Source organism: Massilia eburnea, assembly GCF_009720745.1.
GTDB classification, from domain to species: domain Bacteria; phylum Pseudomonadota; class Gammaproteobacteria; order Burkholderiales; family Burkholderiaceae_D; genus Rugamonas; species Rugamonas eburnea.
Genome location: NZ_WNKX01000007.1, coordinates 121,783 through 136,142 on the forward strand (window position 1 = coordinate 121,783; position 14,360 = coordinate 136,142).

Consider the following 14,360-nt stretch of genomic DNA (forward strand, 5'->3'; position numbering starts at 1 on the left):
TAAATGGGAGTCGACGCCATATCATCGTCCAGCAGCGCCGCGCAGCAGGCCAGCGCGCCCGCCCGGAAGGCCGCGCGCGCCGAGTCCACCCAGCAGCAGTACTCCGCCGAAGAGCAGGCAAAGATCGACCAGCTCAAGGCGCGCGACCTGCAGGTACGCCAGCATGAGCAAGCGCACCTGGCGGTCGCCGGCGGCCTGGCCACCTCCGGCGCCACCTACACCTACCAGCGCGGCCCGAATGGCGTGAACTATGCCGTCGGCGGCGAGGTCAATATCGACACCTCGCCCGGCAGCACGCCCGAAGAAACCATCAACAAGGCGCGCCAGATCCAGGCGGCCGCCCTGGCGCCGGCCGATCCCTCCGGCCAGGACCGCAGCGTCGCCGCCAGCGCGGCGCAAATGGCGCAGAAAGCCCAGGCTGAAATTTCAGCTAAGCAACAAAAGCTTGCCGCCAGCTATGGGCATTCTGAAAAGCAAGTAACGGTCGATATATTTGCCTGATAAAATCGCCGTTTTGCCCGGATTCCTTGCCATGTTCCTGAAAGCTCCACGCAACCTGACTTTCAAGTGCGCAAAATGCGCCAAAGCAGTAAAAGTTACTTTGCAGAAAACTTCTGCATGTTCCCACATTACGCCGTACTATGGTGTCTGCAGCTGCGGCGAAGTGAAGCTGCACGCCACTGGCGCCCCGGAAGCGGTCAAGTCCTACCTCGAATCAAACGGTTTGTGGACCCATCACCATTGATTTGGCTCAAGAAATCCTGAAACTTGCCGTAGCAGGGGGAAGTGCCCTAAAAGGTTTCCAATCATGAACCCCTTGAACTCCATTGGCCCGCGCCACTATCAGAACACTACCCTTTCCCCGGCTGTCAGCCAGCAGGATGGCAAGGCCACGCCTGCCAATGTGGTGAATGATGTGAACTCGGACAGCGCGGTTTCGCTGTCCAGCAATGCTGTCGACCTGCAAAAACGTGTCGAGCAGCTGGGCAACCGGACGGTCGACATGGCTCAGGACCTGATCGGCAGCTTCGCAAAGAGCTTGCTCGGAGACAATGCCAAAGGCGCCAAGATTTCTTTCGATTCCGTTGCACTGGAATCGAACGCCAGCTTCGGCGCCGCCGCCCTGCACGCCGAAGGCAGCGATGGCGTCAGCGACGCCCTGGGATTCAGCCTGAGCGAAGACTCCCACTTCCTCGGCAAAGGCACGATTACCACCGCCGACGGCCGCAAGCTGAACTTTGAAGTGGAAATCAAGTACGAAGCCCGCGCTACCGCCGGTGCAGCATCGAGCGTGCCATCGCGCCGCAAGGAAAATGCCGACCAGAACCCGGCCATGCCGCTGCCGAAAGTGGATTTCCCCGATATCGACTTCCCGGGCAGCCTGGCCGACCTGTTCCGCCTGATGGACAAGAGCGTCAGCGCCACCGTCAAGCAGCCGGACGAGCAGGGCAAGGAAAGCGACGCCGGCAAGCTCAGCATGCGCCTGCTCAAGCTGGTCGATTCCGCGACGCCGCTGGACAACTTCCTGCCGCCGAACGCCAGCGAAAAAGCGAAAGCCTACGGCCTCCTGCAGACCCAGCCTGGCCAAGCCGCCGACCTGGCGCATGCCGCCAACGACAGCCGCGATGCCGCCCGCAACGGCCAGATTGATCCGCCATCGACTGAAATCGAACCGGTCAAGACCGATGCAGCGCCAATCGACCCACCTAAGGCAGAGATCGCACCGATCGACCCGCCCGCGGCATAAGCCCGCGTATAATTGCGGCCTCCTTACTTGAAAGTCGGGGTCAGCTCTGGCAATCGGACATTTTGCTGCGCAAAATGTCCGATTGCCAGAGCTGACCCCGACTTTCTTACTACGAGCTACACATGCAAGAAATCCATTGGACAGAACAAGGCGAGCCGCGCTCCGCGCGCTGGCATTCCGAAGCAGGTAATCCGCCGCCCAAGCGTGTGCAGGTTGCCGATGACAGCATGAACGCTGACGTCGCCTACCGTCTGGCCTGCGAGGGCACCGCCCTGCTCTGGCGCGGCGATTTCCAGAACGCGCGCCAGCTGTTGCAGGCCCTGGCACGCCGGGCCGACCATAAGAAAGCCAAGGGCGGCAAAGGCCGCAAGGTGACCGCAGCCAAGGCGCCGGCCAACGCTACCGAGGCCTTCCACCTGTACCGCCAGGCTCAGTCACAGCGCGCGCGTACCCTGGCGATGGTGTTGATCCCTTTTGAGGCCGGTTACAAGATTCCGCTGCGCCGTGCGCCTGACGTGGCTTTGGCCTGCAATGAAGCTTATGGCCGCGGCGAGGATGCTTTCGTCATTTCCTTGCGCGAGCTGCAAGGCTTGATCGGCGCCCATGAATGGCGCAAGGCTGGCGTTCCGGTGGCTGCCCTGGGCGAGCGCATCCATCCGCATTACGGTGTGTTCTCGCCGGTACGTGGCGAATACGTGCAGCTGGTTGCGGATGCGCCCTTGCCGAAGGGTGCGTCCGAGCTGGCTTTCGATATTGGCGCGGGTACCGGCGTGCTGTCGGCCGTGCTGGCCAAGCGCGGCGTGCGGCGTGTGGTCGCCACCGATATGGACAAGCGGGCCCTGAGTTGCGCACGTGACAATCTTTCCCGCCTGATGCTGGATGGCAAAGTGGAATTGCTGGAAGCGGACTTGTTCCCTCCTGGCCAGGCCCCTCTGGTGGTCTGCAACCCGCCATGGGTGCCGGCCCGCCCCAATTCCTCGGTCGAGCATGCAGTTTATGACCCGGATAGCCGCATGCTGCGGGGGTTCCTGTCGGGCCTGAAAGCTCACCTGGCGCCACGCGGGGAAGGCTGGCTGATCCTGTCCGACCTGGCCGAACACCTGGGCCTGCGCTCCCGCGCCGAGCTGGAAAGCTGGATCGCCGACGCCGGCCTGACAGTGCTGGGCCGCCTGGACGCGCGCCCGGTCCACCCCAAGGCGAGCGATGCCAGCGATCCCCTGCATGCGGCGCGTTCGGCTGAGGTCACCTCGCTGTGGCGTCTGGGCGCTGCGTAATTCGACCTTGCGGAACCGCGTTGGGCGAGCTATAATGCTTGCCTCAGACGCGGGGTGGAGCAGTCTGGCAGCTCGTCGGGCTCATAACCCGAAGGTCACAGGTTCAAATCCTGTCCCCGCAACCAGATTCCAAAAAGCCGTTGCCCTCGCAGCGGCTTTTTCCATTTCCGGGTGCGCCAATGCGGATTTGCTCATACCTTGCGGCCCTGCCCTTGCTGGCAGCTTGCGCTTCTGCCACCGGCACTTCCGACGTCCTCGCACAAGAACTGAGCGCCAGGATCCTGGCCAGCAGCAGCGCCACCCTGACGCTGGAACAATGGTGCGCGGACCATGCCATGGCGGCCGAACCGAAAATCGTGGCGCGCCTGGTGCGCGGCGACGCCAAGCCAGCCAGCGCCGAAACCATCGCCCGCCTGGGCAGCTCCGACATCAAATACCGCCGGGTACAGCTCTATTGCGGCGCCCACCTGTTCTCGGAGGCCGACAACTGGTACGTCCCGAGCCGCCTGACGCCCGAGATGAACCGCCTGCTCGACGCAACCGACACGCCGTTCGGCAAAGCAGTACAGCCGCTGGCGCCATACCGCCGCACGTTCGCCAGCAAGATGCTGCATTCGCCGACCGCGCTGTTCGAGCACGGCGCGATCCTGTACACGTCCTCGCACCTGCCCATCGCCGAAGTGCGCGAAACCTATCAGCGCGGCACGCTCGCATTTTTGTAATCTAACTGTCACAATTGCACGCTACAAGAACCGCAAGGAGTAGCGCGTGAGCGACCAGAACCACAAAGACCAGCCGGCCAGCCCTGCCCGCCGGCGCATTTTCCAGGCCGCCGGTGCAGCCGGCCTTGCCGCCAGCCTGCCAGGCGTGACCGCCGCGCCAGCCAAGAAATCCGCCAGGCCTGCCAAAGCCATGTCCCTGGACGAGAAGCTGCAGGCCAACGTCAAGAACGTCGTGGTGATCTACCTGGAAAACCGCAGCTTCAACAACCTGTTCGCCGATTTCCCAGGCCTGGAGTCGCCAATGTCGGCGCTCAAGCCCGCCGATTACCAGCAGCGCGACTACGACGGCAGCATCCTGCCGTCGCTGCCGAAAGTCTGGGGCGGCCTGGTGCCCGTGCCGCAGGACATCGCCGGCAAGCGCTATGAACTCAAGGAAGACCAGCTTTCCGGCCTGCCGAATGCGCCATTCAAACTGGTCGACGCTGAAGGCAAGCCGCTGCCGGAAGCCGTCATCACGCGCGACCTGTGGCACCTGTTCTATCAAAACCAGATGCAGATCAACGGCGGCAAGAACGATGGCTTCGTCGCCTGGGGCAACACCGGCGGCATGGTCATGGGATATTACGGCGAGACGGAGAAAAACCTCGGCCTGTGGCAGGTGGCGCGCCAGTACACACTGTGCGACAACTTCTTCATGGCAGCCTTTGGCGGGTCCTACCTGAACCACCAGTTCCTCGTGTCGGGCCGCTGCCCGGTCTACCCGGACGCCGCCAACAGCCCGGCCAAGCGCAAGATCGCCGTGCTGTCCGACGGGCCAAGCGGCCACACCCTGGCGATCGATCCCAAGAGCCCGAAGACTGCGCTGGAAGGCAAGCCGCACTATGTGAACGACGGCGCCATTACGCCTGATGGTTTCGCCGTCAACACCATGGCCCCGCCCTACCAGCCGAGCTTTATCCGTCCCGCTGCGGGCGGCGACCCGCTGCATGCGGATCCGCACGACCCGGCCACCCTGCCACCGCAAACCTATGACACCATCGGCGACCTGCTGTCGCGCAAGGGCGTGAGCTGGGCATGGTATGGCGGCGCATTCCAGGCGGCGCTGGATCACAAGGGTGGCGGTTCCAAGCCGAACTTCCAGTACCACCACCAGCCATTCAACTACTTCAAGAGCTTTGCGCCGGGCACCGCCGAACGCAGCACCCACATCCGCGACGGCGGCCTGGGTGACAGCCCGATTTCCAACAAGTTCCTGGCCGACGTGGTGGCCGGCAAGCTGCCGGCAGTGAGCTTCTACAAGCCGCAGGGCAACCTGAACCTGCATGCCGGCTACTCCGATATCGAATCGGGCGACCAGCACATCGTCAACGTGCTGGAGCACCTGAAGAAGTCACCACAGTGGAACAATATGGTCGTGGTGGTCACTTTCGACGAGAACGGCGGCTGGTGGGATCACGTGGCGCCGCCGAAAGGCGACCGCTGGGGTCCGGGTTCGCGCATTCCGGCCATCATCGTGTCGCCTTTTGCCAAGAAGGGCAACGTGGACCACAGCTTCTACGACACCACCTCGATCCTGCGCCTGATCACGCGCCTGCACGGACTGCCGCTGCTGGAGGGCCTGGCCGTGCGCAACAAGGCCTTCGCCGAGCGCGGCGCGTTGCCGCCGGGCGACTTGACGGGAGCCCTCGCCTTCCGCTGACATGGTTGCCCGTGTTACAATTCGCCCGTTTTAAAGGGAAGCCCGACTGATTCAGCCGGGCTTTTGTTTTCTACGGCGGATAATGAGAGATAAAAAAGACAACGCGACAATCGACCTGCCGGGCTTCGAGCCCGCCGAGCCGATGACGGCGGAAGCCAAGCTTCCACCGCCGCCGCGTGTCCGCCGTGCTCCGCGCAAGCAAGAACAACTCGACCTGCTGGGTGAACTCGGTCCCACCGACTCCAGCGGCCTGCCAATCTGGCAGAATGATCCCAACCTGGACTTAACCGGCCTGCCGATCTGGCGCCGAGACTGAATATGACCGCCTTCGCTACCCTGCCGCTGTCCGACAAACTTCTTGCCAACCTGGACTCGCTGGGATACCGCGAAATGACCGAGATCCAGGCGCAAAGCCTGCCCTCCATCATGGAAGGGCGCGACCTGATCGCGCAAGCCAAGACCGGCAGCGGCAAGACCGCAGCCTTCGGCATCGGCTTGCTCTGCAACCTGAATACCGCCTGGTTCGCCGTACAGGGCCTGGTGCTCTGCCCGACCCGCGAACTGGCCGACCAGGTGGCCGGCGAATTACGCCGCCTGGCGCGCTGCGTGCCGAATGTGAAAGTAGTCGTGCTGACTGGCGGCTCGCCAATGCGTCCGCAAATCGCCTCGCTGGAATTTGGCGCCCACATCGTGGTCGGTACGCCGGGCCGCGTACGCGACCACCTGTCGCGCGAATCGCTCGACCTGTCCAATGTGCGCATGCTGGTACTGGATGAGGCGGACCGCATGACCGACATGGGCTTTTACGACGAAATCGCCGGCATCGTGCGCGCCTGCCCGAAGCGTCGGCAGACCTTGCTGTTCTCGGCCACTTACCCTGACGATATTCGCCAGGCGACGGAAGCCTTCCTTTACGATCCGGTCGAAGTAACCGTGGAAGCGCAGCACAGCGGCGGCCAGATCGAACAGCGCTTCTACGAAATCGACTTCGACGAACGCGACAAGTCGGTGGGCAAACTGCTCAAGCACTACCAGCCCGCCTCGGCCATCATCTTCTGCAACACCAAGGTGCACTGCAAGGAGCTGCTGGACGAACTGCACGCCGAAGGCTTCTCCGCCCTCGCCCTGTATGGCGAACTGGAACAGCGCGAACGCGACGAGATCCTGGTGCTGTTCTCCAACCGCAGCTGCTCGATCCTGATCGCCACTGACGTCGCGGCGCGCGGCCTCGATATCGCGAACCTGGAAGCGGTGATCAACGCCGACGTTTCGCGCGACACCGAAGTCCACATCCACCGCATTGGCCGCACCGGCCGCGGCGGCGAAAAAGGCCTGTCGCTGACGCTGTGCGCGCCGAACGAGAAGAAGTGGGTCAAGCTGATTGAAGACTACCAGGGCGCGCCGGCTGAATGGCACGACATCAAGGAGCTGGCGGAAGACGAATTCGTGAACGCCGAACCGGCGCCAATGCTGACGCTGTGCATCGCCGGCGGCAAGAAGGAAAAGCTGCGTGCCGGCGACGTGCTGGGCGCACTATGCGGCGACGGCGGCCTGACCAAGGAGCAAGTCGGCAAGATCGCCGTGACCGAGTTCCAGACTTATGTCGCGCTCGACCGCCGCATCGCTCATCAAGCCTTCGACCGCCTGAAAGCCGCCAGCACCATCAAGGGCGGTGACTTCGGCAGCTTCAAGGGCCGCAACTTCAAGATGCGCTTTATCGAAGTCTAAGCGCGGATGGAGACGCTGGCGGGGAATTGCGGGGCGCGGCGCACCATGGTCGCCTGCTCGAAGGCGTAAGCCATGCCGATCAGGGCCGCTTCGCTGAATGCGGTGCCAACGAAGGACAGGCCCACCGGTAGGCCGCGAACATAGCCGGCCGGCACTGTGACGTGCGGGTAGCCGGCAACGGCGGCGGGGGAAGAGAAGCTCTTGCCGTAATGGTCGCCGTTGATGAAGTCCGTCAGCCATGCGGTGCCGTCGGTTGGCGCAACCAGGGCGTCAAGTTCATGCGCTTTCAGCACCAGGTCGATGCCCTCTTCGCGTGAATAACGGTGGTTGTTGGCCAGGGCGTCCTGGTATTCCTTGCTGTCCAGCCCGGGTTTGGCTTCCGCGCGCTCCAGGTATTCCTGGCCGAAGTATGGCAGCTCCAGCCGGGAATTCTGCTTGTTGAAGGCGATCAGGTCGGCCATGTTTTTCACCTTGGCCTCCGGCGCATAGTCGCGCAGATAGGCTGCCAGGTCGGCCTTGAATTCGTGCAGCAGGACTTCGGTTTCGCTGTCGCCGTATTTTTCCGTGTTGGGCACCTGCACATCGACCAGGATTGCACCTTGTGCTTTCAAGGCTTCCAGCGCCTTCTCGATTTCGGCATCGACGCCATCGCTGCCGCCGAAGAAGTTGCGCGCCACTCCGAGGCGTTTGCCGCGCAAGCCATCGCGCTTCAGCGCCGCCGAGTAATCGGCCGTCTTGCCGTCGCCGTCTTGCGTCACCGGGTCTTTCGGGTCGACACCCGCCATTGCCGCCAGCATCAAGGCCGCGTCCGAAACACTGCGCGCCATTGGACCGGCGGTGTCCTGCGAGTGCGCAATCGGGATAATGCCGCTGCGGCTTACCAGGCCGATGGTCGGCTTGATGCCCACCAGTCCGCAAATCGATGCCGGCGAAACGATGGAGCCATCCGTCTCCGTTCCCACCGCCAGCGTGGCCAGTCCCGCCGCAATTGCCGCGCCGGAACCGGAACTCGAGCCGCTGCAGTTACGGTCCAGCGAATAGGGATTGCGCGTCAACCCGCCGCGCGCACTCCAGCCGCTGACGGAATGGTTGGACCGCATATTGGCCCACTCGCTCAGATTGGTCTTGCCGATGATGACGGCACCAGCTTCGCGCAAGCGCGCCGCCACGTGCGAGTCGCGCGCAGCACGCACGCCGGCCAGCGCCAGCGAACCGGCGGTTGTGCTCATGCGGTCGCCGGTGGCGATATTGTCTTTCAGGAGCACGGGAATGCCATGCAAGGGTCCGCGCACGCGGCGGGCGTGGCGCTCGCGGTCCATCTCGCGCGCAATCTTCAGCGCTTCGGGATTGATCTCGATGATCGAATTGATGCGCGGGCCGGATTTGTCGATGGTGTTGATCCGCGCCAGGTATTGCGAAGTGAGCGCATGTGAGGTCAGCTTGTTCGCCGCCATCAGCTCCTGCTGATGCTGGACGCCGGCATCCAGCACCGACGGCACCGCTGCCTGCGTACGCGGCAAAGTGGCTGCACCGCCGGCAGCCAGCCCCAACTTCACGAAACCCCTTCGATCCATCTGGTACGCCCTCTTATGTAGAAGAACAGCAAGAAACCACTAGCATACCAGCATGTTGCAAGTAAACAATGCTGCACAAAAGGAAAAAGCCCGCACGAGCGGGCTTTTTATTGCGCGATTGCAACAGTTCAGTGCATCAGGCGCGAACGACCTTCTTGAACTCGTGGGTACGGGTGTCGATTTCAACGATGTCGTCCTGGGACACGAACAGTGGCACCTGGATCGAGAAGTTGCGGCCTTCAATGGCGTTTTCCAGTTTCGCTTCCTTGGTCACGTTGCCGGAGGTGTTGCCCTTGACAGCTGGCTCCGAGTAAATGATCTGGCGAGCGATGGTGGTTGGCAGTTCAACCGAGATTGCCTTGCCGTCGTAGAAGACAGCTTCGCATTCCATACCGTCTTTCAGGTAGTTGACGGCTTCGCCCATGTTCTCTTCTTCGATTTCGAACTGGTTGTACTCTTCGTCCATGAATACGAACAGTGGGTCAGCGAAGTACGAGTAGGTAACTGGCTTCTTGTCCAGAACGACCACGTCGAACTTGTCGTCGCCGCGGAACACGTTTTCCAGCGGGGAGCCGGTCAGCAGGTTCTTCATCTTCCATTTGTAGGTGAAGCCAGTGCGGGACGAGCCGTTGACGTCGGAACGCAGAACGATGAATGGCTTGTCTTCAACCATGATGATGTTGCCGACACGAATCTCTTTTGCGAATTTCATAGCGAATATATACCGGTTAAGGGGAGTTGCAGTAACCGCGCATTATAGCACGGGGATATGATTTGTTACCTCAGCGATGCACAAAATTTAGTCAAATTCGTGGCCAGATCGCCGTTGGCCAGGATTTTTTGTTGCCATTCTGCCGACTTTGCCGAAATTTCAGGCATTGCCGTCACGAGGGCTTTCCACAGGCTTGGCCAGTTGCCCGGCGCGGCGCCATTCCAGCACAGGGAGAATTCATCGAGCGCACTGCCAGCGGAATAGCGCTGCAGGAAAGCGCGCAACTTCTTATGGTGCAGGTTTTCATCCTGCGCGTAAATATGCCAGATGAAGGGTTTGCCAGCCCATTGCGCCCGCACCCAGGAATCTTCTCCGCGCACAAAGTTCAGGTCGCAGGACCAGAGCAGCTTGTCGTAATCCTGCTGCGGCACGAAGGGCAGCACGCGCACCGTCAGCGCGCCCGCGGTCCGCACCGCGCCCGGCACCGCAGGTGCGCCGAGGAACGCGGCCACCGCATCGTTCGCCACGCCTTCCGGCACCAGGCAGGTCAGCGCTTGCTCGGCTTCGCGCCATGCAGCAAACAATTCGGCGACCGGTGCGTAGGGATAGCAGAACAGCGAAACCTTCATTGCTGCCGCTTCGGCCGCCGTCACACCCAGTGACGACAGAAAGCCCGACACCGCAGCGGGATCGGAAATATAGGCTTTGCGCTCAGCCTCAAGACCTGTTTCGCACAAGAGCCCGCCAGTTTTTTCAGTGAAGCCCGGGAAGAAGAAATACTTGGTCAACGGCAGGCGCGGATGCTTGGATGGCAAGCTGTGGCAGCCTTCAACCCACTCCTCCGCGCTCAAGCCTTCCAGGTTCAGCCATACCGGGCGCTGCGGGCGCTGGGCCATCGCGGCGATATAGCCGGGCGGGATGTCGCAGCCGAAAAACTCGATCACGATATCCGCCACCTCGGCCGGCGTGAACTCGCCTTCCTGCGACGCCCAGTGGCGCACGGCCACACTGTCGATAAGCTGGCGCTCGGCGCGCAGGTCAACTTGCGCGCAGATGCGCTGGAACGTCACCATATCGTCGACCCACAGCGTCACGGCGATGCCGTGCTCGCGCTGCAGCTGGCGCGCCAGGCGCCAGCAGATGCCGATGTCGCCGAAGTTATCGACAACTTTGCAAAATAGATCGAGGGACAAAGATGGCATAGGCTGAAAACGAAAAAGCCGCACTAGGCGGCTTCATTCTAATCTGTGGCGTCCCCACGGGGATTCGAACCCCGGTACTCACCGTGAAAGGGTGATGTCCTAGGCCTCTAGACGATGGGGACCCTGGACTTGCACTACGCTTTAAAGTTACTTGGCGTCCCCACGGGGATTCGAACCCCGGTACTCACCGTGAAAGGGTGATGTCCTAGGCCTCTAGACGATGGGGACGTCGAAAAGCGTGCGCGAATTATATCAGCGTGCAAGCCTCATTTCAAGGGCGCAACGGCGAAGTGTTCGGTGCGATTGTGATTCACATAATGTGATTCGGCCGACATCATGCCAACCAGCACCAGTATCGCCAACGGCGGCAGCGTAATGGCAAAGATCAGCGCCAGCCTTTCCCATTTCATGTGCATGAAGACAGCGACGATAAAGCCGGCCTTCAGCACCATCAGAATCAGGATCAGCGACCAGCGCAGCAAGCCGTGCACATGGAAGAAGTCCACCAGGTAGGAAAAGAAGCTCAGTACGAACAGCAGGATCCAGACTTTGACATAAATCGCTATCGGGTGCTGTTGATGGGCAGCGGTAGCATCGGACATGGCGGCCTCCTACCAGAGATAGAACAATGCAAAGATGAACACCCAGACAAGGTCGACGAAGTGCCAATACAGGCCGGTGATTTCGACGATGTCATATCCCTTTTTCTCGTAATGCCCGTTCAATACACGCCGCGCAATGATCCCCAGGTAAATCACACCCGCCGACACGTGCAGTCCGTGGAAGCCCGTAATCATGAAGAAGCACGAACCGAATTGCGCCGCACCCATTGGATTCGTCCAGGGGCGCACGCCTTCGTGAATCAGCTTGGTCCACTCAAAGGCCTGCATGCTGACGAACATCACGCCAAATGCGGCGGTCACCAGCATGAGGATGGCGGCCAGCTTTCTGTTGCGCGCGTAGGCTGCGTTGACCGCCATCGCCATGGTGCCGCTACTGGTGATCAGCACAAAAGTCATGATCGCAATCAGGAGCAGCGGGTAGTCGGTACCATTGATGGTCAGCGCGAAGACTTCGCTGGGATTGGGCCACGCTGACGTGGTGGAGGTGCGCACCGACATATAGCCGGTAAGGAAGGTGCCGAAGATGAAGGTGTCGCTCAGCAGGAAGATCCACATCATCGCCTTGCCCCACGGGACGCGGAACGCAGCGCGGTCGCCCGACCAGTCGGAGACGAAGCCCTTCATGTCATTGGTGCCGGTATCCATACCTCACCTCACAGGAATGCCTATCGTTGAGCAGAAAGCCCTGACCAGGTCCGGCGTCACCATGAACAGCAAGGCGAACAGCGCGAGCCAGAGGACGAACAGGAAATGCCAATACTGTGCGCAAAGCCCGATTGCCTCGCCAGCTTTACGCACCGCAAACGCAGCGGCGACCATGCCGCCCATCACGTGCACCGCGTGCAGGCCGGTAATCAGGTAAAAGAAGCTGTTGGCCGGATTGGCGGCGACGCCATAGTCGGCTGCCGTCATCGCCTGCCATGCGTAGAGCTGGGATAGCACGAACATGGCCGACAACACGAGCGCACCGATCGAAGCACTGCGCGCCGCATCGCGCCGGCCGGCAGCAACGTGGCGACGGGCCAGCTCCCACGCCAGGCTGCACAGCACCAGCAGCCCGGTGCTGCAATAAAGCTGCCACGGCACGTAAGTGATGGGCCGCCAGTCCTCGTACGCGGCACGCATCATGTAGGCCACGCCGAACAATCCGAACAGGGTGGAAACCACCACCATGAAGACCCACAGGCCGGTGCGGCGCGCCCCCTGCGGCCAGGCGGGACCATTGCCGCCATTGGCGCGCAACGTTGCGTTGGCGCTCATTTCGGCACCTCCGCCGGATCATGCTGCGGTGACAGGTGCGCCTTGGGATGCGGCGGCGGCGCATGCGGATCCGGGCCATATTCCGGTCCCGCATTCTGCGGGATGTAATCGCCCCCGGCACCCGGGCCATCGACACCGTATTCATACGCCCCACGGTGCACCGACGGCAGCTCGTGCCCCCAGTTGCCATGCTCCGGCGGCGTTTGCGGCGTGTACCACTCCAGGCTGGCCGCGCGCCACGGATTGCCGCCCGCCGCTGCGCCCCTGCGCACACTCCACGCAATATTAAACAGGAACAGCAGCTGCGCCACGCCGACAATCAGGGCCACGACGGAAATGAAGGTGTTCAGTGTATGGGCCGACTGCGGGATGAACGCATAGTTCTCGTAAGCGTAATAGCGGCGCGGCATGCCGAGAATTCCCAGGTAGTGCATGGGGAAGAAGATCGCATAGGCGCCGATGAAGGTAATCCAGAAGTGCGCCTGGCCCAGCTTCTCGCTGTACATGCGCCCAGTGACCTTTGGATACCAGTGATAGAGCCCGCCAAACACCGCCAGCACCGGCGAAACCCCCATCACCATATGGAAGTGCGCCACCACGAAGTAGGTGTTCGACAGCGGAATGTCCACGCTCACATTCCCCAGGAACAGGCCGGTCAGCCCGCCTATCAGGAAGGTGCTGATGAAGCCCAGCGCGAACAGCATCGGCACCGTCAGGTGGATGTCGCCACGCCACAGGGTAAGCGTCCAGTTATAGACCTTCAGCGCAGTCGGCACCGCGATGATCAAGGTAGTGGTCGCAAAGAAGAAGCCGAACCATGGGTGCATGCCGCTCACATACATATGGTGCGCCCACACCACGAAGCTCAAGCCGCCGATGATCACGATCGCCCACACCATCATGCGGTAGCCAAAGATGCATTTGCGCGCATGCACGCTGATCAAGTCCGAGATCACGCCAAAGGCCGGCAGAGCAACGATGTAGACCTCCGGGTGCCCGAAGAACCAGAACAGGTGCTGGAACAGCAGCGGGCTGCCGCCCTTGTAATGAAGCTGCTGCCCCATCGACACCAGTGCCGGCATGAAGAAGCTGGTATGCAGCGTCTTATCGAACATCATCATCACCGCGCTGACGAACAGCGCCGGGAAGGCAAGCAGCGCCAGGATGGTTGCGACGAAGATGCCCCACACCGAGAGCGGCATGCGCATCAAGGTCATGCCGCGCGTGCGTGCCTGCAGCACCGTGGTCACGTAATTCAAGCCGCCCATGGTGGCAGCAACGATGAACACCGCCAGCGAAATCAGCATCACAATGATGCCCCATTCCGTTCCCGGCGTACCCGGCAGGATCGCCTGCGGCGGATAGAGCGTCCACCCTGCCCCGGTCGGCCCGCCCGGCACGAAGAAGCTCACGCACAGGATCACCACCGCCAGCAGGTAGAACCAGTACGACAGCATGTTCAGGAACGGGAACACCATATCGCGCGCCCCGACCATCAGCGGAATCAGGTAATTCCCGAAGCCGCCCAGGAACAGCGCCGTCAGCAGGTACACCACCATGATCATGCCGTGCATGGTGATGAACTGGTAATAGCTGTTCGGGTCGATGAACTGGAATTTGCCCGGAAAGCCAAGCTGCAAGCGCATCAGGTCGGACAGGATCAGGCCGACGGTGCCGATGAACAGCGCCGTCAGCGTGTACTGGATCGCGATCACCTTGTGGTCTTGGCTCCAGACATACTTGGTCCAGAAACTTTGCGGCGCGTGGTCGTGGCCTTCGTCGTGCGAATCGTGGCCGTGCTCTTCACCATAAGACATGC

The 14,360-nt window shown here is 61.6% G+C and carries 13 protein-coding genes, 3 tRNA genes and 1 pseudogene; 8 read left to right on the forward strand and 9 right to left on the reverse strand.

The features are described 5' to 3' along the window. The first annotated feature begins 3 nt into the window (after positions 1 to 3). The 8 genes from GM658_RS11380 to dbpA all read left to right on the forward strand — a co-directional run bounded on the left by GM658_RS11380 (position 4) and on the right by dbpA (position 7,170). Positions 4 to 501, forward strand: coding sequence for a putative metalloprotease CJM1_0395 family protein (locus tag GM658_RS11380; protein ID WP_155454162.1), 498 nt, complete (start codon positions 4 to 6; stop codon positions 499 to 501). 307 nt (positions 502 to 808) lie between these two features. Beyond that, a complete protein-coding gene (locus GM658_RS11390; RefSeq protein ID WP_155454163.1) occupies positions 809 to 1,747 on the forward strand; it encodes a hypothetical protein in 939 nt (312 codons plus the stop codon). A gap of 122 nt (positions 1,748 to 1,869) precedes the next feature. Continuing rightward, positions 1,870 to 3,021 (forward strand): methyltransferase, encoded by a 1,152-nt coding sequence (locus tag GM658_RS11395; RefSeq protein ID WP_155454164.1) that lies wholly within the window; start codon positions 1,870 to 1,872, stop codon positions 3,019 to 3,021. 48 nt (positions 3,022 to 3,069) lie between these two features. Next, positions 3,070 to 3,146 (forward strand) — tRNA-Met (locus GM658_RS11400). 54 nt (positions 3,147 to 3,200) lie between these two features. Then, positions 3,201 to 3,743, forward strand: coding sequence for a hypothetical protein (locus GM658_RS11405; RefSeq protein WP_155454165.1), 543 nt, complete (start codon positions 3,201 to 3,203; stop codon positions 3,741 to 3,743). 46 nt (positions 3,744 to 3,789) lie between these two features. Further along, on the forward strand, positions 3,790 to 5,442 hold the full coding sequence (locus GM658_RS11410; RefSeq protein ID WP_170298778.1) for an acid phosphatase: 1,653 nt from the start codon (positions 3,790 to 3,792) through the stop codon (positions 5,440 to 5,442). Positions 5,443 to 5,524: 82 nt separating this feature from the next. Continuing rightward, entirely contained in the window at positions 5,525 to 5,758 is a 234-nt protein-coding gene (locus GM658_RS11415) for a hypothetical protein (RefSeq protein WP_155454166.1), read from the forward strand. A 2-nt stretch (positions 5,759 to 5,760) separates the two neighbouring features. Then, positions 5,761 to 7,170, forward strand: a complete 1,410-nt coding sequence (gene dbpA / locus GM658_RS11420; protein ID WP_155454167.1) for an ATP-dependent RNA helicase DbpA — start codon at positions 5,761 to 5,763, stop codon at positions 7,168 to 7,170. Here the strand turns inward: dbpA and GM658_RS11425 are convergent. The 9 genes and pseudogenes from GM658_RS11425 to ctaD all read right to left on the reverse strand — a co-directional run bounded on the left by GM658_RS11425 (position 7,167) and on the right by ctaD (position 14,358). After that, complete coding sequence (locus tag GM658_RS11425; protein ID WP_155454168.1) at positions 7,167 to 8,744, reverse strand: amidase; 1,578 nt, start codon at positions 8,742 to 8,744, stop codon at positions 7,167 to 7,169. The two genes, dbpA and GM658_RS11425, sit on opposite strands and share 4 nt — an antisense overlap. Positions 8,745 to 8,880: 136 nt before the next feature. Further along, positions 8,881 to 9,456, reverse strand: coding sequence for an elongation factor P (locus tag GM658_RS11430; protein WP_155454169.1), 576 nt, complete (start codon positions 9,454 to 9,456; stop codon positions 8,881 to 8,883). Positions 9,457 to 9,521: 65 nt separating this feature from the next. Further along, entirely contained in the window at positions 9,522 to 10,658 is a 1,137-nt protein-coding gene (gene earP, locus GM658_RS11435) for an elongation factor P maturation arginine rhamnosyltransferase EarP (protein ID WP_155454170.1), read from the reverse strand. 46 nt (positions 10,659 to 10,704) lie between these two features. Continuing rightward, positions 10,705 to 10,780, reverse strand: a tRNA-Glu gene (locus tag GM658_RS11440). A gap of 30 nt (positions 10,781 to 10,810) precedes the next feature. After that, positions 10,811 to 10,886 (reverse strand) — tRNA-Glu (locus GM658_RS11445). 38 nt (positions 10,887 to 10,924) lie between these two features. Continuing rightward, the gene (locus GM658_RS11450) at positions 10,925 to 11,260 is read right to left on the reverse strand and encodes a cytochrome C oxidase subunit IV family protein (protein WP_155454171.1); all 336 of its coding nucleotides are present in this window, start codon (positions 11,258 to 11,260) and stop codon (positions 10,925 to 10,927) included. Positions 11,261 to 11,269: 9 nt separating this feature from the next. Further along, entirely contained in the window at positions 11,270 to 11,926 is a 657-nt protein-coding gene (locus GM658_RS11455; protein ID WP_155454172.1) for a heme-copper oxidase subunit III family protein, read from the reverse strand. 123 nt (positions 11,927 to 12,049) lie between these two features. After that, a pseudogene (locus GM658_RS11460) lies at positions 12,050 to 12,541 on the reverse strand (cytochrome c oxidase subunit 3); the annotation flags it as partial. Continuing rightward, positions 12,538 to 14,358, reverse strand: coding sequence for a cytochrome c oxidase subunit I (gene ctaD / locus GM658_RS11465; RefSeq protein ID WP_155454174.1), 1,821 nt, complete (start codon positions 14,356 to 14,358; stop codon positions 12,538 to 12,540). The gene ctaD and the pseudogene GM658_RS11460, both read right to left, overlap by 4 nt. Between the last annotated feature and the right edge of the window lie 2 nt (positions 14,359 to 14,360).

What these genes read in the sequence shown, in the direction of transcription:
- GM658_RS11380 (WP_155454162.1), top strand. Translation starts at nt 4, where the DNA reads ATGGGAGTCGACGCCATATCATCGTCCAGCAGCGCCGCGCAGCAGGCC.
- GM658_RS11390 (WP_155454163.1), top strand. Translation starts at nt 809, where the DNA reads ATGAACCCCTTGAACTCCATTGGCCCGCGCCACTATCAGAACACTACC.
- GM658_RS11415 (WP_155454166.1), top strand. Translation starts at nt 5,525, where the DNA reads ATGAGAGATAAAAAAGACAACGCGACAATCGACCTGCCGGGCTTCGAG.
- GM658_RS11405 (WP_155454165.1), top strand. Translation starts at nt 3,201, where the DNA reads ATGCGGATTTGCTCATACCTTGCGGCCCTGCCCTTGCTGGCAGCTTGC.
- GM658_RS11430 (WP_155454169.1), bottom strand. Translation starts at nt 9,456, where the DNA reads ATGAAATTCGCAAAAGAGATTCGTGTCGGCAACATCATCATGGTTGAA.
- GM658_RS11395 (WP_155454164.1), top strand. Translation starts at nt 1,870, where the DNA reads ATGCAAGAAATCCATTGGACAGAACAAGGCGAGCCGCGCTCCGCGCGC.
- ctaD (WP_155454174.1), bottom strand. Translation starts at nt 14,358, where the DNA reads ATGTCTTATGGTGAAGAGCACGGCCACGATTCGCACGACGAAGGCCAC.
- GM658_RS11450 (WP_155454171.1), bottom strand. Translation starts at nt 11,260, where the DNA reads ATGTCCGATGCTACCGCTGCCCATCAACAGCACCCGATAGCGATTTAT.
- earP (WP_155454170.1), bottom strand. Translation starts at nt 10,658, where the DNA reads ATGCCATCTTTGTCCCTCGATCTATTTTGCAAAGTTGTCGATAACTTC.
- GM658_RS11425 (WP_155454168.1), bottom strand. Translation starts at nt 8,744, where the DNA reads ATGGATCGAAGGGGTTTCGTGAAGTTGGGGCTGGCTGCCGGCGGTGCA.
- dbpA (WP_155454167.1), top strand. Translation starts at nt 5,761, where the DNA reads ATGACCGCCTTCGCTACCCTGCCGCTGTCCGACAAACTTCTTGCCAAC.
- GM658_RS11455 (WP_155454172.1), bottom strand. Translation starts at nt 11,926, where the DNA reads ATGGATACCGGCACCAATGACATGAAGGGCTTCGTCTCCGACTGGTCG.